16 protein-coding genes are annotated in these 21294 nt (G+C 53.0%); 10 read left to right on the top strand and 6 right to left on the bottom strand.

Annotated elements, in window-relative coordinates; translation table 11 throughout:
• The first annotated feature begins 331 nt into the window (after nucleotides 1–331).
• Nucleotides 332–2251, top strand: a complete 1920-nt coding sequence (locus BL249_RS12295; RefSeq protein ID WP_099704973.1) for a bifunctional 5-dehydro-2-deoxygluconokinase/5-dehydro-2-deoxyphosphogluconate aldolase — start codon at nucleotides 332–334, stop codon at nucleotides 2249–2251.
• Nucleotides 2252–2476: 225 nt separating this feature from the next.
• On the top strand, nucleotides 2477–3319 hold the full coding sequence (locus tag BL249_RS12290; RefSeq protein WP_099705067.1) for a MurR/RpiR family transcriptional regulator: 843 nt from the start codon (nucleotides 2477–2479) through the stop codon (nucleotides 3317–3319).
• On the opposite strand, the gene BL249_RS12285 is transcribed toward BL249_RS12290, so the two are convergent.
• The 4 genes from BL249_RS12285 to BL249_RS12270 all read right to left on the bottom strand — a co-directional run bounded on the left by BL249_RS12285 (nucleotide 3316) and on the right by BL249_RS12270 (nucleotide 7737).
• Nucleotides 3316–3678, bottom strand: coding sequence for a hypothetical protein (locus BL249_RS12285; protein ID WP_099704972.1), 363 nt, complete (start codon nucleotides 3676–3678; stop codon nucleotides 3316–3318). The genes BL249_RS12290 and BL249_RS12285 overlap by 4 nt on opposite strands.
• 161 nt (nucleotides 3679–3839) lie before the next feature.
• Nucleotides 3840–4658, bottom strand: a complete 819-nt coding sequence (iolB, locus tag BL249_RS12280) for a 5-deoxy-glucuronate isomerase (protein ID WP_099704971.1) — start codon at nucleotides 4656–4658, stop codon at nucleotides 3840–3842.
• Nucleotides 4659–4680: 22 nt separating this feature from the next.
• On the bottom strand, nucleotides 4681–6186 hold the full coding sequence (locus BL249_RS12275) for a CoA-acylating methylmalonate-semialdehyde dehydrogenase (RefSeq protein WP_099704970.1): 1506 nt from the start codon (nucleotides 6184–6186) through the stop codon (nucleotides 4681–4683).
• A gap of 342 nt (nucleotides 6187–6528) precedes the next feature.
• Nucleotides 6529–7737 (bottom strand): MFS transporter, encoded by a 1209-nt coding sequence (locus BL249_RS12270; RefSeq protein ID WP_099704969.1) that lies wholly within the window; start codon nucleotides 7735–7737, stop codon nucleotides 6529–6531.
• A gap of 254 nt (nucleotides 7738–7991) precedes the next feature.
• Here BL249_RS12270 and BL249_RS12265 point away from each other — a divergent pair, with 254 nt between their 5' ends.
• From BL249_RS12265 to BL249_RS12235, 7 genes are all read left to right on the top strand, one after another.
• Nucleotides 7992–8696 (top strand): ABC transporter ATP-binding protein, encoded by a 705-nt coding sequence (locus BL249_RS12265; RefSeq protein WP_099704968.1) that lies wholly within the window; start codon nucleotides 7992–7994, stop codon nucleotides 8694–8696.
• Nucleotides 8693–9664 (top strand): ABC transporter substrate-binding protein, encoded by a 972-nt coding sequence (locus tag BL249_RS12260; protein ID WP_099704967.1) that lies wholly within the window; start codon nucleotides 8693–8695, stop codon nucleotides 9662–9664. Before BL249_RS12265 ends, BL249_RS12260 begins: the two co-directional genes overlap by 4 nt.
• A gap of 46 nt (nucleotides 9665–9710) precedes the next feature.
• A complete protein-coding gene (locus BL249_RS12255) occupies nucleotides 9711–11366 on the top strand; it encodes an ABC transporter permease (RefSeq protein WP_099704966.1) in 1656 nt (551 codons plus the stop codon).
• A gap of 86 nt (nucleotides 11367–11452) precedes the next feature.
• Nucleotides 11453–12484: an AI-2E family transporter gene (locus tag BL249_RS12250; RefSeq protein ID WP_099704965.1), complete on the top strand. Its 1032-nt coding sequence runs from the start codon at nucleotides 11453–11455 to the stop codon at nucleotides 12482–12484.
• Nucleotides 12485–12655: 171 nt separating this feature from the next.
• Nucleotides 12656–14245: an EAL domain-containing protein gene (locus BL249_RS12245; protein WP_241898884.1), complete on the top strand. Its 1590-nt coding sequence runs from the start codon at nucleotides 12656–12658 to the stop codon at nucleotides 14243–14245.
• Nucleotides 14246–14646: 401 nt separating this feature from the next.
• Nucleotides 14647–16152 (top strand): glycine betaine/L-proline transporter ProP, encoded by a 1506-nt coding sequence (proP, locus tag BL249_RS12240; RefSeq protein ID WP_099704963.1) that lies wholly within the window; start codon nucleotides 14647–14649, stop codon nucleotides 16150–16152.
• Between the two features lie 164 nt (nucleotides 16153–16316).
• Nucleotides 16317–17333: a sensor domain-containing diguanylate cyclase gene (locus BL249_RS12235; protein ID WP_099704962.1), complete on the top strand. Its 1017-nt coding sequence runs from the start codon at nucleotides 16317–16319 to the stop codon at nucleotides 17331–17333.
• Nucleotides 17334–17461: 128 nt separating this feature from the next.
• Here BL249_RS12235 and BL249_RS12230 read toward each other — a convergent pair whose 3' ends face one another.
• Both BL249_RS12230 and BL249_RS12225 read right to left on the bottom strand, forming a co-directional pair.
• The gene (locus BL249_RS12230; RefSeq protein WP_099704961.1) at nucleotides 17462–18424 is read right to left on the bottom strand and encodes a chemotaxis protein; all 963 of its coding nucleotides are present in this window, start codon (nucleotides 18422–18424) and stop codon (nucleotides 17462–17464) included.
• Between the two features lie 290 nt (nucleotides 18425–18714).
• Complete coding sequence (locus tag BL249_RS12225; RefSeq protein WP_099704960.1) at nucleotides 18715–21135, bottom strand: membrane-bound PQQ-dependent dehydrogenase, glucose/quinate/shikimate family; 2421 nt, start codon at nucleotides 21133–21135, stop codon at nucleotides 18715–18717.
• A gap of 28 nt (nucleotides 21136–21163) precedes the next feature.
• On the opposite strand from BL249_RS12225, the gene BL249_RS12220 reads away from it, so the two are divergent.
• The coding region (locus BL249_RS12220) for an IS1 family transposase (protein ID WP_342633895.1) at nucleotides 21164–21294 on the top strand (131 nt) is incomplete at its 3' end.

Genomic DNA, 21294 nt, shown 5'->3' with positions numbered 1-21294 from the left:
GACCGGGCGCGTCAACAGCCATCAATCTATCTTAATGAATAGTAAGGAATAATAACCTAATGATGCCCCTTTTATTATCCGGTTAGCGATCACCTCCCACCCCCAGCAAGGAAGATAAAGCCAGTTAAAGCCGGTAAATCCCGACTGGCAGACAGACTTTTATCTGGCTCACACTTCTGACCTGTTAATTTCAATTTATTTTGAAAATGAAATTTTTATTTCCTATTCTGGTCATACATTTTCTTGTCACTGGATGGGCTACTACTAGCTAACGCTGACGTCACACAACGAAATTCAGCGCAGTCCACTGTTCACCGAAGGAATTACCGGTATGCAAAGACAACATTCACAGCTTGACGTGATTTGTATTGGACGTATCGCAGTTGACTTCTACAGTCAGCAGATTGGCGCCCGGCTGGAAGATGCCAGTTCATTTGCCAGATATCTCGGCGGCTCGTCCGGAAACGTCGCCTACGGAACCGCGATTCAGGGTCTTAAATCAGGCATGCTCGGTCGCGTCGGTGACGAACACATGGGACGTTTTTTACGTGAAGAGCTTCAACGGGCCGGTGTGGATACCCACTGCTTATTTACTGACAAAACACGGCTGACCGGACTGGTGATTCTTGGTATTAAAGATCAGGATACCTTTCCGCTTATTTTCTACCGTGAAAAGTGCGCAGATATGGGGCTGGTTCCGGAAGATATTCATGAAGACTATATTGCCTCATCCCGGGCGCTGGCTGTGACAGGAACCCATCTGTCTCATCAGGATACGCGTGCTGCCGTGCTCAAAGCACTGGAAATAGCCCGGCGACATGGACTGAAAACAGCGCTGGATATTGATTACCGGCCGGTCCTGTGGGGCCTGACATCACTGGGCGACGGGGAAACCCGTTATATAGAATCGCAGCGCGTAACTGAAGAACTACAGGATGTGCTGCATTATTTTGATTTAATTGTCGGCACGGAAGAAGAATTTCACATTGCCGGAGGAAGCACCGACACCCTGGCCGCGCTGCAACAGGTACGCAAGAAAACGCAAGCAACACTGGTCTGCAAACGCGGCGCCCTCGGGTGCGTCGTACTGGAAAAGGCTATCCCCCTGGACTGGCAGGAAGCGGAAATACACCGTGGCGTACGGGTTGAGGTACTGAACGTGCTGGGCGCAGGAGACGCGTTTATGTCCGGATTATTGCGAGGCTGGCTTAATGATGAAAGCTGGGAGCAGGCATGCCGCTATGCTAACGCCTGCGGCGCGCTGGTGGTGTCACGCCATGGCTGCGCCCCGGCAATGCCTACTAAAGAAGAACTGGACGACTATCTGCAACGTACAGCATTAGTACCACGCCCGGATAAAGATATCCGTCTCAATCATTTACATCGGGTGACCACCCGCAAACAGCACTGGCCAGAACTTTGCGTGTTTGCTTTTGACCACCGTAAACAGCTGGAAGATATGGCGCGGCAGGCAGGGGCAGATAGCGCATTATTGCCCAGACTGAAAATGTTATTGCTGCGCGCCGCCCAGGAAACCGCCGCCGCAGCCGGTCTGCAAGGACGCAGTGGCATTCTTGCCGATACAACCTACGGCCAGCCCACGCTGAATGCCATTAGCGGCAAAGGATGGTGGATTGGCCGTCCCGTTGAGTTACCCGGCGCTCATCCGTTGCGCCTTGAGCATGGCAATATTGGTTCACAGCTCATCAACTGGCCACAGGAACACGTGGTGAAATGTCTGGTATTTTACCATCCGCACGATGGCGAAGTCGTCTGCAGGCAGCAGGATGAACTAATACTGGATATCTGGCACAGTTGTAATCAATCCGGCCATGAACTTCTGTTGGAGATTATTTTGTCGCCGAATCAGGCTGACCAGAACGAATCCTTTTATCTGGATATTCTGCGCCATTTTTATGCTCTCGGTATTCAGCCAGACTGGTGGAAACTTCCGCCCCTGTCTGCCGCCAGCTGGCGTGAAGCCGGCACACTGCTTGAGAAAGAGGACCCCCATTGTCGCGGTATTTTACTGCTGGGACTGGATGCGCCGGAAGAGACCCTTAAAGCGGGTTTTGCTGCTGCAGCCGACGCGCCATGGGTAAAAGGATTTGCCGTGGGTCGCACCATCTTTGGCCAGCCATCCCGGGAGTGGCTGCAAGGTAAAATTAACGATGAGGCGCTGGTCAGCCAGGTGAAAGAGAATTATCAAACGTTAATTCACTACTGGCGTGAGGTGCGCCCGGCAAGATAAATATCCCTCCGCGCCCCGCCACGGGGCGCTAAATAAGCCCGTCCATAGGCATTCTGTCAGCAAGCGTCCGGCTCCGTCCGGCCATATCGCTCAATTAATGCTGTAACGATGCGATCTGCGTAATGAAATAAAGCTGATGACCTCAGGATTAAAATGAAATTTTTATTCATTTTGCTAAGATATTTCCCATCGGACATTTTTGCCTACTTTAGCGAGCACAAAGCAATGAGCACTTCCAACACTACCCAGCTGACGATGTTGCAGGACGACATCCGCCGCCGTTACGATACGCTCAGCAAGCGATTAAAGCAGGTAGCTCGCTATATTCTTGATAACAGCAATAATATTGCTTTTGACACCGTCGCATCTATTGCACAACAGGCAGATGTTCCGCCCTCAACCCTGATCCGTTTTTCCAATGCATTTGGTTTCAGCGGCTTCAATGAAATGAAACAAGTTTTTCGTCAGCATCTGATGGAAGAAACGGCCAGCTATACTGAACGGGCCAGGCTGTTCCGCCAGACGGCAAGCGAAGATATCAGTGCGCCTGAAAGCCCGGCAGAAATACTTAACATGTTCACTATGGTGAATACCCAGGCGTTACAACAGCTGGCCATGCAGACCCATGCGGAACAGCTCAATAAAGCAGTGGCGCTGCTATCACAGGCCGAAAACATCTATGTTATTGGCCTGCGCCGATCATTCAGCGTCGCTTCCTATCTCACTTATGCCCTGCGCCACCTTGAGCGCAGAGCATTCCTCATTGACGGTATCGGCGGTATGTTTACCGAACAGCTGAGCATGGTGAAACCAAAAGACGTGGTTATCGCTATTAGCTACTCACCTTATGCCCGCGAAGCGGTAGAGCTGGTTGAGCTCGGTGCCCGCCATGGCGCACAGCAAATTGCCATTACCGACAGCCAGGTCAGCCCGCTGGTCGCCTTCAGCGACGTCTGTTTTGTTGTACGCGAGGCGCAGGTAGACGGTTTCCGTTCACAGGTCGCCTCGCTTTGCCTGGCGCAGACGCTGGCGGTATCACTGGCCCTCAACAATGCCAGCGACCGCTAATTTTCCCCCTGCGTGAGCTGCTGCTGGCAGTGCTCCTGCTGCTGGCGCAGCTGCTGTTGTATCTCCGGGCGGAGCTGTTGCCAGCGGTCAAGCACCATGCTGGCGGCGGCATCATTAAAATCGCGCCGGCTGAGAGCATAATCGTTATTACCCTGTTCAACAGCCTGGCTTATTTCTTTCCTCAGCTGCGCCGACGGCACTGCACGGTGTTCTCTGGCAACCAGAGCGCAGAGTAACGAGGCATAATATTGTTTATCCTGTTCACTGACCCTGGGTTTTTGCGCCCACCAGCCGGTGACAATCGCAGCGCTGCATAACAGGATCGCAGGTAGCACGCGCTGTTTTTTTAATGCATTCATATGACAACTCAGACGATAAAATTTCAGCCTGTCACAGTGCCACAGCGGGCCAGCAGACGAAAGCGATTAAAAAAACAGGCCACAAATGGCCTGTTTTAAAAACAAAAAATTCCAACAATCAGCCTGAGGCAATTTTAGCGTAAAATCCGCAGCAATTAGAATTAACGACGCGGATAGCTGTCGCTGTTTACCCAGACATGATCTTTTTCCCAGGTAAATTTCCAGCGCCTTACCGGGCCCGCCATCACATTAAGATAGTAATTATCATAACCCGCCATTGTCGCAACCGGATGATAACCACGTGGAACCATCACAACATCCTGATTGTATGCCGCCATACACTCATCCAGAGAACGGTCGTCAGTATAAACCCGCTGCATGGCGAACCCCTGTGGCGGGTCAAAACGATGATAGTAGGTCTCCTCCAGATACGTTTCATCCGCAGAGTGCTTCTGATCATGCTTATGACTTGGGTATGAGCTGGTGTCGCCTTCATCAGTGTACACTTCAACCACCAGCAGACAGTCTGCCGGCTGGCTGTCAGGCAGAATATTATGCACCAGCCGCTTATTACGTCCTTTGCCACGCTGTTCAATACCTACATCGTCAGCGGCAATAAGCCGTGCCGGCAGCCCACCGCCAGTAGCGGGTGCGCTGCAAACCGCCAGCTCCAGATTGGTATCGGCCAGCACTTCAACGCAATCCCCCGGCGGAACATACACTGACCAGGGGGGGGTGCGCTCGAAAGGAGATAAACGCTTACCGATACGCGGAAATTCTCCCTGACGGGTTTTTACCGACGCCAGGCCGGCCACCAGCACCAGACAAAGTTCATTATCATGACTTTCCAGCGTCAGTCGCTGCCCCTGATTAAGCTGATATGCCGCGAACCCCACATAATGCCATCCGGCAGTCTGCGGTGTGATTTGTTGAATGCAACCGCGGGCATCCGGCTGCTGCCGTTTAGACAGTAAGGTCATTCGCTTTCTCCTTGTCAGAAGCCTATCCCAGCGTGGGCATGCTGAATTCAGAAACAATATGTTCACCCGCCGGCCAGCGGGCTGTTGCCGTCTTCATGCGCGTATAAAAACGCACCCCATCAGGACCATGCACGTTAAGCGCACCAAACACCGAGCGTTTCCAGCCACCAAAACTGTGGAAAGCCATCGGTACCGGCACCGGCACGTTAACCCCGACCATTCCAGCCTCAACGTCCTGGACAAAACTACGCGCCGTATGACCATTGCTGGTAAAAATAGCGCTGCCATTACCGAATTCATGGCTGTTTACCAGCTGCAACGCACGCGGGTAGTCAGCGACGCGCACAATGCTCAGTACCGGTCCGAAAATCTCTTCTCGCCAGATTGTCATGTCCGGCGTGACGTTATCAAACAGCGTTCCACCTACGTAATAACCCTGTTCGTGACCAGCGACCTTGCAGTGCCGCCCATCAATCACCAGGGTAGCCCCTTCCTGTTCACCTTTATTGATATAACCCACTACTTTTTGCTGGTGAGCAGCGGAAATAAGCGGTCCCATCTGGTTTTCTTCATCGCCTCGCTGATTGCCAGGCCCGACACGCAGCGCTTTAATCAGCGGTGTTAAACGTGCAATTAAGGTATTGGCGGTGTCATCACCGACAGCAACCACCACCGGCAATGCCATACAACGTTCACCGGCAGAGCCAAAGGCGCCGCCCATAATTGCATTCACCGTTGCATCAAGGTCAGCATCCGGCATGACAATGGCATGGTTCTTTGCCGCACCAAATGCCTGCACACGTTTACCAAAGGCGCTGGCCGTTTTGTATATATGCTCGGCTACGCCGGAAGATCCGACAAAGCTGACGGCGGCAATACGCGGGTCCTGATAAAGCTGTTCTGCCGCCTGGTTTGAGCAGTGAATAACGTTAAATACGCCTTCCGGCAAGCCCGCTTCGCTAAGTAACTCCGCCATACGCACCGCAGCAGAAGGGTCCATAGCCGGCGGCTTAAGCACAAAGGTATTGCCACAGGCCAGCGCAACAGGAAACATCCATAACGGCACCATCGCCGGGAAATTGAACGGTGTAATACCGGCAACAACACCGACCGGTTGCATTAATGAGTAGCTATCAACCCCTGTGCCGACATTGGCGGAATATTCGCCTTTAAGCAGGTGCGGAATTCCACAGGCAAACTCAACCACTTCCATTCCGCGCGTCAGCTCTCCCTGCGCGTCCGACCAGACCTTGCCATGTTCGCTAACAATCAGCGCCGCCAGTTCGTCACGATGCTTTTCTAACAACGCTTTAAAGTTAAACAGTACCCGGGCACGACGCAGCGGCGAAGTGTGTGACCAGCGGTCGAAGGCCTCGTGGGCCACAGCAATAGCCTGCGATACTTCCGCAGATGAACTTTGCGTCAGTTCACGAATAATTTTACCGGTTGCGGGATCGTACACCGGGATCGTTTCGTTAGTGGCGCTCAGCGAAGTTTGACCACCGATAAAGTTTCCTGTGATTTGCATGTTGTTGCCTCTGTAAAGTGAGAGATCCTTGTAGCCGCTGAAAAATGGGCCGGCCGGACAAGCCGTCTACATCACAAAACAGTATAATAATGGAATATTTTTTTCAAATATGAATTTTTAGAAAAATCATTTTTAGCGTGATTGATCGCATTTTTCTCAGAAAAATAAAACCACCACGCCTTTATTTAGCGAATTTTCAGCAATAACAGGAGAAAAACAAGTATCAGAGGGCGATGACGATCAGACAACAGATTAAAATGATAGCCGACTGGAATAATAAAAAATGAAATAAATATTTCTTTTCAGACGCAATCCGTCAGATGCCGGTATTCAATGCCCGGCTCATTGTGACGCCGCCGGTAGAGGCGTACCTCGTTTCAACCTGATGGTCAGCAACAGCGCCGTTAACACCAGGGCGGCACTGAGCAGATAAACCGCCGGCACCCCGGCAAAGCTGATGGCTAATCCGGCCAACGGACCAGTCAGTCCTAATGATAAGTCCATAAATGCGGTATAGGTCGCCAGTGCGCTTCCCTGATTTTGTGGCGGTACCCGTTTTACCGCTACCACGCCAATGGCCGGAAAGACCAGTGAAAATCCGCAGCCCGTTAACAGCGCCCCCAGTTTTGCCAGCCACGGCGAAAAAGCCACGCCAACCAGCAGTAAGCCCAGTGCTTCGACGCCAAAACAGATCACCGCAACCCTCATGCCACCATAGCGGTTGATGGCGTTGGGAAAGAGCAAGCGGGTCAGCACGAAAGCCGCACTGAACAGCGCCAGTGCGTAAGCGCCGCCTTGCCAGCCTTTATACTGATAAAACAAGGTAATGAACGTTGCAATAACGCCAAAACCCACTGACCCCAATGCCAGAATAATACCGTAACGCCAGATTTTGCCCAGTACCGCGCGAAACGGCAGCAATTTACCTTTACTTCCGGCCACCGGCGTGCGCGGCAAGGCGCCGGCAATTGCCACCAGTGCGATAGTTAAAATAGTTACCGCCAGCATGAATAACCCGCCATGCTGGTAAATCAGTACCCCGAGCGGCGCACCGACCGCCATTGCACCGTAGCTCATAACACCGTTCCAGGAAATCACCCGTCCGATGTGCAAAGACCCCACAACACCAATGCCCCAAAGCGAGGCGCCGGTACCGGCCAGACTTTGTCCGACGCCGAGAATTAACCGCCCGCTACACAAAAGGATCAGGCTAACAAGTGGCGTGGAGAGAAACAGCGTGGCCAGCAAATAACACAGTCCACTGAGAAAACAGCAACACAAACCGAGCACCACCACTTTTTTGGGTCCCCAGCGGTCGGCATAGCGACCCGCATGTGGCCGGCTCAACAGGGTGGCGAAATATTGCAGGCTGATAACCAATCCAGCCCAGAAGGCGCTATAACCCATGACATCATGTACGTAGCCTGGAAGCACTGCCAGCGGCAGGCCAATCGTCAGGAAACTGGCAAAATTAAAAATAATCACCGAAAGAATGCGCAGATTAAGACGTAACGCGCTTTGCACAGGTTGCGGGGCGGCCGGCTCAGACATGAAAAAAATAGCTCATCGGCAAAAGTTAACGTTCAGCATACTATACGCCTGCTAAGAGTTTAACCCACAAAGTCCCGGCCACGCCTCACCGCCATTTAATAAAACCTTCATACAGCCTCTCTATACTGCGCTCCATCAAATCCCAAAGAGGATAAAAACATGTCGACTCCCCTGTCTTTCTCACAGGTGAGAGCCCCCTGCCGGATGCTGACTGCGGCTCTGGCGTGCCCTGTTGCCTGCGGTCAGGTGACGGTATGACGCTCTCAGCTGGCGGTATCTCACTGCACAATATTGATTACGCTTTTGCCGGCAATAAGGTGCTCAATGCCCTCAGCCTGACGATTGAACCAGGTGAAGTGGTCGCCTTACTCGGGCCGTCCGGCTGTGGAAAAAGTACGCTCCTGAAACTGCTGGCGGGTTTGCTGCAGCCGCAATGCGGGGAAATATTCTTTGGCGATCGGCTGGTTGCCAGCGCCGGCGGGATGCTGCCACCTGAACAACGTGATTTAGGCATGGTTTTTCAGGACTACGCCCTGTGGCCCCACATGACGGTCGCGCAAAATGTTGATTTCCCTTTGCGGATGCGAAAAATTCCGTCATCGCAACGCCAGCAGCGCGTGCAAACGGCATTAAGCCGGGTTGGCCTGGCAAATATGGCTAAGCGAAAACCGTCGGATCTTTCAGGCGGTCAGCAGCAACGTGTTGCGTTGGCGCGCGCCATCGTGGCCGGACCACGCACACTGTTGTTTGATGAGCCACTGTCCAATCTTGATAGCACCTTGCGCGAAGAACTATGCCACGAAATTGCCGTGTTACTACGTCAGCTGGGCGCCACGGCGGTTTACGTGACCCATGACCGTCATGAAGCCGGGCTACTGGCCGATCGCATTGTGCAACTCTCCTCCGGCCAGGTTACGGCCATCCAAACCGCTACTTTACCTACAGGGAAATCTGCATGAAATGGTTAAGCCAGTATAAAACAGGAGCGATCTTCACCATGATATTGACCTCCGCCATGATGATGAATGAGGCGCGCGCGCTGACCGTTTACACTGCCGGTCCCGGTTCACTGGCGAAAAATCTTGCCGCAGGCTATGAGAAAAAAACCGGCGTCAAGGTCAATATCTTTCAGGCAACCACCGGGAAGGTTATGGCCCGCCTGGAGGCCGAACAGGCGAATCCGCTGGCAGATATTCTGATCTCCGCCTCCTGGGATACTGCGGAAGAGCTGCATAATCGTGGCTGGCTCCTGCCCTACCAAAGTGCCAATGCAGAACAGGTCCCTGCTGCGTTGAAAACGTCGGATTATGTGGCACAGGGGATATCAGCACTGGCTATCGTCTGGAATACCCGCAGCGGCACTCCGGAACCGAAAGAGTGGCAGGATCTGACCACTCCGGCATTTAAAGACAAAGTCACGACCCCGGATCCGGCGCTTTCCGGCGCCTCACTTGATCTGTTAATCGGTCTGCAAAACAGCCTTGATGATCAGGCATGGCAATTATTCAACCAGCTGAAAGATAACGGAATGGTCATCAGCGGCCCCAATGCACAGGCGGTCACACCGGTGATGCAGGGTGCTAAAGCTGCGGTGTTTGGCGCGGTGGATTATGTCTCCTATAAGAACATTAAAGACGGAGAAGCCATTAAGGTGATTTTTCCGGCCAGTGGGACCGTCGCGGCGCCGCGCCCTATGATGATCCTGAAAAGCACCCGCTATGCCAGCGAAGCGAAAGCCTTTATTGACTATGTTCTCTCTGCGGAAGGTCAGTCAATGGTGGCGGATGCGTGGCTGATGCCGGCCCGTTCAGACGTTAACGCAAAGCGCCCGCTGTTACGTGACCTGAAGCTATTGCCCGTCAGTAATCAGGGCGGCAGCGATCGCGCACAGGTTCTGCAACGTTTTAACCGGCTTTTTTCCCGCTAATCTTCAGGCTGCGGCGGGTATTTACCCGCCTTTTCAGGACGCCGTCGTGAAAATCCACGCTATCACTATTCTGACCATCGGCCTGCTGATACTGCTGGTGGCACTACCGCTGTTATTTATTCTGCTACAGGCCATCTTTCCGGCGTTTAGTGAAGGCTCGCTGCGCGGGGCTTTTACGCCTCTGCTGGTACTCTGGCATGACAGACAATCCGGGGCATTGCTCGGCGGTACCCTCGGTATTGGTCTTGCTGTTGCCACGGCCAGCGCGCTATTAGGTTTACCGCTGGGCGTACTGCGCGGACTGTTCAATTTACCGGCGGCACGTTGGTGGGATTTGCTGTTTCTGATCCCATTTTTGACGCCGCCTTATATTGCAGCGCTCTCCTGGATACTGGCGCTACAGCCCCATGGTTATCTGGCCCAGCTGATCGGTTTCGATCTGAACGCTCTGCTGTTCAGTGCAACGGGAGTTATCCTGGTGATGACGCTGAATATTTTTCCGGTGGTCTATTTTGCCGTCTCGCGCAGCCTGCTGGCCAGCGGACAGCGCCTGGCGACCGTCGGTCGGGTACACGGCGCCAGCGCCTGTCGCGCTTTCTGGCATATCACCCTGCCAATGCTGCTGCCGGCGCTGGCAGCAGGAATGCTGCTGTCCTTTACCATGGCGATTGAGGAGTACGGTGTACCTGCCGCACTGGGCAGCCGTTCAGGGGTACTGATGCTGACGGTCGCAATTGAGAAAAAGCTGGCGGACTGGCCAATCGATCTCTCCGGCGCGGCACTGCTTTCTTTGTTGTTAGTGCTGGTGGCACTGGCAGGCTGGATAGTGCAACGTCAGCTGATCGGCAAGAAAGAGGTGACCAGTATTACGGGTAAACCGACGGAAAATCAGGGAATCACGCTGGCAGGCTGGACGGTACCGGCAGTGTTGTTGTTTACGCTTGTTGCCCTGCTGGCGGTAGCGCTACCCATGGCCTCCATGCTACTGACAGCGTTTTTGTCCACGCTCTCAGGCGGCATCAGCAGCGAAAATTTTACCTTGCGCCACTTTTCCCTGCTTTTTTCACAGCAGGGTGAAGCGTTACAGGCACTGACAACCAGTATTGGCCTGGCGTTGGCATCCGCCTTTATCGCCGGCGCACTAGGGCTGATCAGTGCCTGGCTGGTTGTCACCCGCCGCTTACGCTGTGGGGCATTTATTGATGCACTTTCCCTGCTACCGGCAGCACTACCGGGCGTGGTGGTCGGCGTCGGCCTGATCCTGTTGTGGAATCAGCCTTTCTGGCCCTTCACCCCCTATAACAGTCCGCTTATTTTGCTGCTCTCCTACTGCTGCCTGCTGTTACCCTGGCCGGTACGTTATATCAGCAGTGCGCTACGCCAGCTGGGAAGCAACCTTGAAGCGGCCGCACGGGTGCATGGAGCCAGCCTGCTAAACACACTACGACTGATTATTCTGCCGCTGATTTTTCCCAGTCTGCTGGCATCCATGCTGATGGTTTTTGCCGTTGCCTTGCGGGAGCTGGTGACCTCCTTGCTGCTGGCCCCGGCCGGTACCCAGACCATTTCGGTGTTTGTCTGGCGCCAGTTTGAACAGGGGTCGGTCGGACAGGGCATGGCGATGGCCAGTCTGGCCGCCTTAGTCGGGCTGCTGTTAATGCTGACCGCCATCGGCCTTATGCAGCGCAGTCAGCGTCGATGAGATTAATCCGTTACTGACCGGCGCGAAAACGCGGCCCGCAGAAAGCTCTACACTTTAGCGGCATACCCTGTAAATAAGGAACGCGAATGACGGTACCCCAGCAAGAACGGATTGGACAGAACCTGATGATAAAACTGGCAACGCTGGTGATTCTGCTCGCGGGTATTCATGCTGCCTCGACAATTCTGGTACCGTTTTTACTTTCGCTGTTCATTGCTATTGTTCTCAATCCGTTAGTGTCATGGCTGATGCGCCACGGTCTGCGCCGTGGCATTTCCATTGCGCTGGTGATGCTGGTGGTACTGATACTGTTCGCGCTGATAGGTGCAGTGCTGGCGGGATCGGGTCATGAATTCAGCGAAATTTATCCTCAGCTACAAACGCAAATTGCGCATCGCATGCACTGGTTACAGCGTCTGGCGGCGCCTTTCCCTCTTAACGTGTCCACCGATGCGCTGGCTCAGCGGCTCGATCCCAATACTCTGGTGAGTATGGCATCAACATTGCTTAGCCAGTTTTCCGGCGTCATGTCCGGTTTCGTTTTGCTGCTGATGACCGTTATTTTTATGCTACTGGAAGTGCATCATTTGCCTTATAAACTGCGTTTTGCGCTGGTGAATCCACGGATTCGTATTGCCGGTTTACATCGCGCACTGAAAGGGGTTACTCACTACCTGGCGCTGAAAACCCTGGTCAGCCTGTGTACCGGTGTTGCTGTCTGGCTGTCGCTATGGATTCTGGGCGTTCAGTTCGCACCATTGTGGGGACTGGTGGCTTTTATCTTTAACTTTATTCCTAATATCGGGCCGATTATTGCCGGTATCCCACCGCTGGCCCAGACACTGCTGTTGAATACCCCGCTGACGGCCGGACTGGTGGCGCTGCTGTTTATCGCGATTCATATGGTGTTTGGCAATATGCTGGAACCAAGGATTATGGGTAAAAGACTGGGCCTGTCATCGCTGGTGGTGTTTTTATCATTAATCTTCTGGGGCTGGTTGCTTGGTCCGGTAGGTATGCTATTGTCCGTCCCCCTGACCAGCGTGTGTAAAATCCTGATGGAAACCACGCCGGGCGGCAGCAAACTGGCTATTTTACTGGGTAATGGTCGCCCCTGAACCGATGGCGTTATCAATGCGCGATAACAGGGAATATCAGCAAATGCTATTGCGCGGGTTAAGATTAAACGCCGCATCAATTTTTTAATAACCGGCGCTTGCCCGGCATCCTAAACCCCGACAGATTGACAGTGTCATGCTATGATTGCGGTTCAGAGCGAGGAATCTGCCGTGAAACAACGGATCTCTAAGCCAATTGTCAGACACTGGTCGCTACTGGCTGCGGTGTTATTACCGCTTTTACTTAGCCTGATTTTCAGTTATTTCGCGGCTCGCAATCAGCTTAGCCATCATATGAGCAGCATCGGCGAAAGTCTGATGAATCATAGTGAACAGATAAGCGATCGCGCCGCAGCCATGCTTAATCGGCTGCAACCGTTTTCCGCTCAGCCGTGTAATAGAGTGCTGATTGATATTCAGCGCATTAGCAATCTTAATGCCTATTTTCGCTCCATCGGTTTGTTTGAACATCATGAGATCCTGTGTTCATCTGCCTATGGCTCCCTTGTCAGGCCGCTAAACAGCCTGGTACCCGATTGGTTTTCACTGCAAGCCGGTCAGGTATCCGCCCTGTCGATTGCCGGAACCTATGGTGTCCCTAACCGTCCGGCCATCCTGTTTGTACAGCGTAATCAGGATGGCAGTGGCAGCTACGTGATTATTGATGGTCAGTATCTGCTTGATTTTATGAATGCCGTCGGTCGCCATCAGAATGATGTATTCAGCCTGCAGGTTGGTGACGGCTATGCCATTCGCAATAGCCAGCTGGCCCCAGACAACACCCTGCTCTGGCACAATTTTCATCTGACGCTGCATTCCGCACGTTATCCCATCACCCTGAGTGTGGACGCTTCCGCCAGCGAATTTATCCGTATCTGGTTGCAATTACTGCTGACTTTCCTGTCGCTTGGCATCATTCTGGCCCTGATTTTTATTCTGCTGGCAAACAACTGGCTGCAACGCAGGCATTCTTTTCGCGATGAAATGCGCCGGGCCATCGCCAGAGATGAATTTTTCGTTGTTTACCAGCCGGTTTACTCTAACCAGACCGGAACAGCCAGCGGTATGGAAGCCTTGTTACGCTGGCAACGACCTAATGGTGAATGGGTAAATCCCGACATGTTTATTGCCGCAGCGGAAGCGGAACAGATGATCATCCCGTTAACCCGCCATCTGCTTTCTTTAATCATCCGCGACAGCGCTGGCTGGCAGGTTCCGGACGGCTTTCACCTTGCGCTCAACGTTGCAGCGGAGCACCTGCAGGATGAAAGTTTTCTTGACGATATCCGCCGGTTTGCCCGCCATATGGCGCTGCACACTCGGCAGCTGAAAATCCTGCTGGAACTTACCGAACGCAGCCTGATTGGCGACCCCCAGGCGGTGATTGGCAAGCTGAATGAGTTACGTCGTGAAGGATTTTACGTCGCCATTGATGATTTCGGTACCGGCCACTGTACGCTCTCATACCTGCAAACGTTCCCGCTTGATTATCTGAAAATTGATAAAGGCTTTGTCGCTGCTATTGAGGATATCGAGGGTGAAACACCGGTGCTCGATACTATCATTCAGTTAAGTCACAAACTGGCATTACAGGCCGTAGCTGAAGGGGTCGAAACCCCGATCCAGCTTCACTATTTGCAGCAACGCAACGTCGCTTATATCCAGGGGTATCTGTACGCACATCCCATGCGCAGTGACGCCTTAATGCGCTGGTTAAAAAATCCGCCGACCTTTCCACCTGACAGCAAAACCCCAGGATAAAAACGTAACTTTCGTTGTTACTTTGTTGCCATACAAGCCTGTTTTGGCTGATGTTCTTTCTTGCACACATCGGGCCATGCTGCAAAAAATAATCAAAAAAAAGCTATAATTACAAAAGATTACTAAAAAATCCTGCCGCACAGTTCACCCTCTGCTGACGATAAAAAAACCGGCGGTAAATCTGGAAATAGCGGTTCATCACCTTGAGGCGTTATGCAAACATGAAGGAAAACGTTAAGATAACGCGCTGTTGACCTGATGAATTGAAGATAAATCATGTCATTCAGATCTGTTTTTAACCTCAAGCCTTACGGCGATTCTCTGGTTCATCCACTATGGATAACCATGGCAGGAAAGTTCTACCGGATTTTCACAGGATTTGTAACTACAGGGTGTTTGATATGAAGTTACGTAGGAAGCGTGTTAAACCAATTGGCTTAAAAGATATCACTATTATAGATGATGCGAAGTTACGAAAAGCCATTACTGCCGCCGCGCTCGGTAATGCAATGGAGTGGTTTGATTTTGGCGTTTACGGCTTTGTTGCTTACGCACTGGGCCAGGTTTTTTTCCCCGATGCCAACCCCGGCGTGCAAATGGTCGCCGCCCTGGCAACATTCTCAGTTCCCTTTTTAATTCGCCCGCTCGGCGGTATGTTCTTTGGCGCACTGGGCGATCGCTACGGCCGCCAGAAAATTCTCGCCATTACCATCGTCATTATGTCTCTTAGCACTTTTGCTATCGGTTTGATTCCCTCTTTTGCCTCCATTGGCATCTGGGCACCGATTCTGCTACTGCTGGCAAAAATGGCCCAGGGCTTCTCGGTGGGAGGAGAATATACCGGCGCATCAATTTTTGTTGCCGAATACTCACCCGATCGTAAACGCGGTTTCCTTGGAAGCTGGCTGGACTTCGGTTCTATTGCCGGCTTTGTGCTCGGCGCTGGGGTGGTAGTGGTCATTTCGACCATTGTCGGCCAGGAAAAATTTCTCGACTGGGGCTGGCGCGTTCCCTTTTTCCTTGCGCTACCTCTTGGCATGATTGGTCTTTATCTGCGCAATGCGCTGGAGGAGACGCCGGCTTTTCAGCAGCATGTGGATAAACTGGAACAAGGTGACCGCGAAGGGCTGGCAGCGGGCCCACAGATCTCCTTTAAGGAAGTGGCTTCCCGCCACTGGCGAAGTCTGCTGACCTGTGTTGGCCTGGTTATTGCCACTAACGTGACTTACTACATGTTGCTTACCTACATGCCGAGCTATCTGTCACATAACCTGCATTACAGTGAAGATCACGGCGTGCTGATTATCATCGCGGTGATGATCGGCATGCTGTTTGTGCAACCGGTTATGGGGCTGATGAGCGATAAGTTCGGTCGCCGCCCGTTCGTCATTTTTGGCAGTATCGCCCTGTTTATTCTGGCCATTCCCTGCTTTATGCTGATCAACAGTAATGTACTTGGCCTGATTTTCGTCGGCCTGCTGCTGATGGCAATCGTACTGAATGCCTTTACCGGGGTGATGGCAGCATCGCTGCCGGCGATGTTTCCCACCCACATCCGCTACAGTGCGCTTGCCAGTGCCTTTAATATTTCGGTTCTGATCGCCGGCCTGACGCCCACCGCAGCGGCCTGGCTGGTTGAGACTACCGAAAATCTCTATATGCCGGCGTATTATCTGATGGTGATTGCCGTTATTGGCCTGATTACCGGCATTGTCATGAAAGAGACTGCCAACAAGCCTCTGCGCGGCGCGGCACCTGCCGCTTCTGACATGGAGGAAGCCCGCGAAATCCTGCAAGAGCATCATGACAATATCGAGCACAAGATTGAAGATATTGATGCGCAGATTAACGAGCTGGAAGCAAAACGCAAAGTACTGGTCCAGCAGCATCCGACCATTAGCGAATAATGACCTGACCTTCCCCCGGTTAACGGGGGAAACTTTTGCCTGCATTGCTGTTTTTTTGCCCGGAATGATGGCAATCCGGATAAAAACGATTACTCTGAACGGAGACTACTGACCCGTTGAGGCAGTCTGCTCCCCATTCCGACAAGCGTAATAAGGTTCCGGTTATGAAAAAACCTGATACTCCTGCCGATGAGCAGTACCGGCTGCGTGAACTGCGTGCCCTCAACCTGCTGCATACGCCGGCCGAAGAGCGCTTTGATCGCCTCACCCGGTTAGCAAAACGCTTATTTAACGTTCCCAATTCAGTGGTCGCACTGCTGGAAGATAACTATTTGTGGTTGAAATCCTCTGCCAGCTATGACCCGAAACCCATTGAACGGGAAAATACCTTTTGTGCGCACGCGATTCTGCGTGACGACGTACTGGTGGTAGAAGATGCCCGCAGAGACGATCGTTTTCACGATAACCCGGTGGTCACCGAAATCCCGCACATCCGTTTTTACGCCGGTTGTCCGCTGCGCACACCTGGCGGTGCGCGTGTCGGCACGTTGTGCCTGTTTGACAGTAAGCCACGCCGCTTCAGTGAAGACGATAATCACACCCTGCGCGATCTGGCGTCGATGGCAGAAGCTGAACTGATCGCCTTTCAGGCTGCAACCTCAGATGAGCTGACGCAGATCACCAATCGGCGTGGCTTTATTACCCTGGGCCAGATGATGCTGAATCAATGTCAGCTGCGCGGCATTCATGCCAGCCTGACGTTTCTCGATCTCGATAAATTTAAAACCATTAACGACACGCTGGGACACCGGGAAGGCGATCGGGCGCTGATGGATTTTGCCGATGCCATGAAGGTAATTTTCAGCCATGCTGACCTGTTTGCCCGGCTTGGCGGCGACGAATTTGTGGTCCTGTTTCATGATACCCCACAGGATAAAGCAGAAGCGCTGCTGGAAACGTTCACCCGCTATCTGCACCAGCAAGCAGAGAACCTTAACCGCCGTTATCAGCTGAACTTTTCTCATGGTGTTGTCGGCTTCGATCCGCAGCACCCACTCACGCTTGAGCAGCTTCTGGAGCAGAGTGATAACAAAATGTACCGGCATAAACAGCATCGTCACAACAGCCGCAGCGGCAATGATAACCCGCCAGATGACCAGACAATCAAGGGTCTGCAGTGACAGCTTTCGGCTTTTAGCGGTGCGGGTTTCTCCGCATCGGGGCAACCGCTCTCCCCGGCCCGCTGATGAATATAACGACAATGTTAGTAATGACTTGCAAACATGCATAGCCGGGGACGTCAGCGACCTCAGCGCTGAAGAACGCCTTTAATGGCGGTAAACAGCTCATTGATTTCAAATTTTGCCACATAGCCATCCGCACGCACTTTACGAATATGTTCTTCGTTAGCGCTGCCGGTAAGGGATGAATGGATAATTACCGGGATCCCCGCCAGCACCTTGTCCCCTTTGATACTGCGTGTCAGGGTAAAACCATCCATCTCTGGCATTTCTAAATCGGTTAATACCAGAGCAATTTTGTCGCTCACCGGGCGACCGCTTTCCAGAGACTCACGGGCAATCTGCTGAATATGTTTCCAGGCTTCCAGCCCGGTGGCATGCATGATCGCCGGCAGTTTCATCACCCTCATGGCCTTTTCCAGCATCTGGCGTGCAACCTTTGAATCTTCAGCGACGATGACGCAGGATCCAGGCTTGATGTTAATGGTTCTGTCCTGCACGACGCTGTCATCGTCCACTTCCCGTATCGATGGGATGATTTCATGCAAAACCTGCTCGACATCGAGAATTTGCACCAGCCCTTTTTCATCGCCCGAAATCCCTTCCAGCGAAGCAATACTGGTCACATATTTCGCGTTCAGCGCAATTTCAGCCTGGTGAACCTGACGCCATTCAAGCCGCACAATGTCATCAACAGATTCAATGGCAAAAGCCTGAGTACTGCGAGCATATTCGGTGACCAGCAGCAAATTATGTCCGCTTTCAGGCACGCAGCCGGCAACCGCCGCTAAATCAATCACCGGGATAATCTGTCCGCGAATGCTGGTCATGCCAAGCAGCGGTGATACCATACCTGCGGCTTTGGTAATTTCCGGCATTGGCACGATTTCCCGCAGCTTAAACACGTTAATACCGTACAGTTCCGCCGTCTCTTTTGCCGCGTTGACCCCCAGCCTGAACAGCAGAAGTTCAAATTTATTGGTTAGCGCCAGATTGGCACGTTCATCAATGTCTCGTTGAATATTATCCATGCCCTTCTCTCTGATTGCTGGTTGTTCGTGCACAAAATGCCGCGCAGGCGGCCAGCCATGTGGCGCATTAAGGCCAGGGGCTATAGTTACTATCGGCGCTGCCGGAGAAAAAAAGAGGGGGGAAGAGTGAAAAAGTCGGGAATGGCTAACGCACTCACGGCGTATCAGCGACAAAACGCCCTCTGTATGCAACTAACCGCCATCGCCGCGGCCTGCCGTGCAGAGAAGCAAAACGCTGCGGCCAGTTTAGTGCGCCTTCCCTGGCGCCCGGTTTACTATCCTGCCATCTGTCAGCGACCTTCCGGCAGCGCATAAGCCAGCACGTAATCGCCGGCCGGCGTTTCCATAAAATGATGACCCGCCGCGACAATCACCAGATATTCCCGACCATTTTGCGTATAAACCATCGGATTTGCCTGGCCACCGGCAGGCAGCGGCGTACTCCAGACCGTTTTACCGCTTTTAATATCAATCGCGCGGATCAGGTCGTCGGTCGCCGCGGCGATAAACACCAGTCCACCGGCGGTTACCACCGAACCGCCGTTATTCGGCGTGCCAATATTGATTGGCAACCCGGTCGGCAAGCCGAACGGCCCATTGCGACGTGCGGTACCCAACGGACGATCCCAGATCGTGCGACCATCGCGAATGTCAATGGCACGGATACCGCCATAAGACGGCTGTTTGCACAGCATACCGGTAAAGGGCAGACGCCAGCCAGCATTGACATTAACCGCATAAGGCACGCCAATTTGCGGATCGCCGGCCCCTTCGGCATGGCCAACATCATGCGGGTTATAAGGAATCTGATCGCGGGGTTTCCATCCCAGCGCATCGGCTTTGGCTCGCGGCACCAGAATATTGTAGTTTGGCATGTCATTGTAGTTGGCAATGATAATGCCACGCTGCGGATCGACAGCCACACTGCCCCAGTCCGATCCGCCATTATATCCTGGATATTCAATACTATGGCGCTCAGATTCCGGCGGCGTGTACTGGCCCTTATAGGCCGCTTTCTGGAACTGAATGCGACATACCATTTGATCGAAAGGCGTCAGCCCCCACATATCCTTCGCCGTCAGGTCGGGCTTGCTAAGATGGTGGAACAGCGAATATGGCTGAGTCGGCGACCGTGAGTCAGGCTCCACCCCACCTCCCGGGACCGGGCGCTCTTCCACCCCGAACAGCGATTTGCCATTACGCCGATCAAGCACATAAATTTCCCCTTGCTTGGTCGGAACAATCATTGCCGGGATTCTCTCACCGTTTTTTGCCGGATAATCAATTAAGGTTGGCTGGGAACCCTGATCGTAATCCCAGACATCTTTATGCGCCGTCTGGAATGACCAGACCGGCAGACCGCTTTCAACATTAATGGCTGTCAGCGACACGGCATATTTATTTTCTGCCTCGGTGCGCGAACTGCTCCAGTAATCACCGGAAGAATTCCCCAGAGGCAGATAAACCAGTCCCAGCTTGTCGTCACCGGTAAAAGAAGTCCAGACGTCGGGTGAACCGCGTTTATAGGCATCAGGGCCGGTTTTCGGTGTGCTGGTATCCGGAGCGGCCGCGTCCCATGCCCACTTCAGTTTGCCGCTGCGGACATCGTACGCTTTAATCACACCGGGCGGTCCAAAGGCACGCTGCCCATCAATGGTCTGATGAGCAACCACCAACGTGTCACGGATCACCACCGGCGCAGAGTTGATTGCCACGTAGCCGTCGTACACCTCACCCATATCCGCAGCAAGATTCACCGTACCCTGATCACCAAAATCACGGCAAACTTCTCCGGTACTGGCATCCAGTTCAATCACCCGGGCGTCGAGCGTCCCAAGAATAATACGCTGGCTACAGGCTGAGGCGCTCTGTTGACCGCCAGCGGCGGCTGGCGTCACGCTGGCGGTGTTCTGACCACTGGTGACGTGACTGCTGGTTTGACTGTCATACCACGTCAGACCACGACAAGCTGCAGTATAGGGAATGGATTTATCACTAACTTTAGGATCAAAATGCCACTTCTGTTTACCTGTGGCAGCATCCAGCGCAAACACCTGATTATGCGGTGTACAGGTATATAGCGTATCGCCGATTTTAATCGGGGTGTTTTCCGCGCCCCAACGTGACTGAGGCAAATCACCGGTGCGGAACTGCCATGCCAGCCGGAGGTTTTTCACATTTTCAGGGGTGATCTGACTGGCACTGGAAAAGCGTTGTGATGCCAGTGAACCGCCGTAGGTATACCAGTCGCCTGCATCGGGGTTGGAGGCTTTACCGCTGCCGGTATCGGTGGCAAAAGACTCGCTACCAGCTTCCGGGACATTGCTGGCGGTTGTCACATTCAGCGGGGCAAAAGGCAGAGCGGCAGCCACCACCAGCCCCAGAATCAGCACCGTGGTCAGCCCTCTGGAAAAGCGGCGACTGGTGCCCGGACGCAGCGCGGGCAGCTGCCAGGCAAAAATAATTCCCAGCAGCAGCATAATATCGAAACGCGGCACCCAGCCCCAGTAATCAAGGCCAGATTCCGCTATCGTCCAGAGTAAGGTACCGACGAAAACCAGCGCAAATAAATAAGCGCCGGCAGTACGTCGTCGTAATATCAGAATACCAGCCAGAATGCTGCCAATACCTGCCAGCAAGTGATACCAGTTTCCACCGACGGCAACCAGCCAGCCGCCACCTGGTGATGCCTCTAATTGGTTGAATCTGATGTATAATGCGGGCTTTTGAGGTTCTCTTATGGCCAGCGTTAACGTTCATTGTCCCCGTTGTCAGTCTGTTCAGGTTTACCGCCATGGTCAGAACCCTAAAGGCTATGACAGATTTCGCTGCCGTGACTGCCACCGCGTGTTTCAACTCACTTACGCTTA

The sequence above is a fragment of the Erwinia sp. OLFS4 genome (genome assembly GCF_002752165.1).
In the GTDB taxonomy this organism is placed as follows: Bacteria; Pseudomonadota; Gammaproteobacteria; order Enterobacterales; family Enterobacteriaceae; genus Izhakiella.
Note: the sequence above shows the minus strand (reverse complement) of the source record. Positions and strands in the feature narration are given on the sequence as shown.

Excerpts from the sequence above, each read along its gene's own strand:
- BL249_RS12295 (WP_099704973.1), top strand. The coding sequence starts at position 332 with ATGCAAAGACAACATTCACAGCTTGACGTGATTTGTATTGGACGTATC.
- BL249_RS12290 (WP_099705067.1), top strand. The coding sequence starts at position 2,477 with ATGAGCACTTCCAACACTACCCAGCTGACGATGTTGCAGGACGACATC.
- BL249_RS12285 (WP_099704972.1), bottom strand. The coding sequence starts at position 3,678 with ATGAATGCATTAAAAAAACAGCGCGTGCTACCTGCGATCCTGTTATGC.
- iolB (WP_099704971.1), bottom strand. The coding sequence starts at position 4,658 with ATGACCTTACTGTCTAAACGGCAGCAGCCGGATGCCCGCGGTTGCATT.
- BL249_RS12275 (WP_099704970.1), bottom strand. The coding sequence starts at position 6,186 with ATGCAAATCACAGGAAACTTTATCGGTGGTCAAACTTCGCTGAGCGCC.
- BL249_RS12270 (WP_099704969.1), bottom strand. The coding sequence starts at position 7,737 with ATGTCTGAGCCGGCCGCCCCGCAACCTGTGCAAAGCGCGTTACGTCTT.
- BL249_RS12265 (WP_099704968.1), top strand. The coding sequence starts at position 7,992 with ATGACGCTCTCAGCTGGCGGTATCTCACTGCACAATATTGATTACGCT.
- BL249_RS12260 (WP_099704967.1), top strand. The coding sequence starts at position 8,693 with ATGAAATGGTTAAGCCAGTATAAAACAGGAGCGATCTTCACCATGATA.
- BL249_RS12250 (WP_099704965.1), top strand. The coding sequence starts at position 11,453 with ATGACGGTACCCCAGCAAGAACGGATTGGACAGAACCTGATGATAAAA.
- proP (WP_099704963.1), top strand. The coding sequence starts at position 14,647 with ATGAAGTTACGTAGGAAGCGTGTTAAACCAATTGGCTTAAAAGATATC.
- BL249_RS12235 (WP_099704962.1), top strand. The coding sequence starts at position 16,317 with ATGAAAAAACCTGATACTCCTGCCGATGAGCAGTACCGGCTGCGTGAA.
- BL249_RS12230 (WP_099704961.1), bottom strand. The coding sequence starts at position 18,424 with ATGGATAATATTCAACGAGACATTGATGAACGTGCCAATCTGGCGCTA.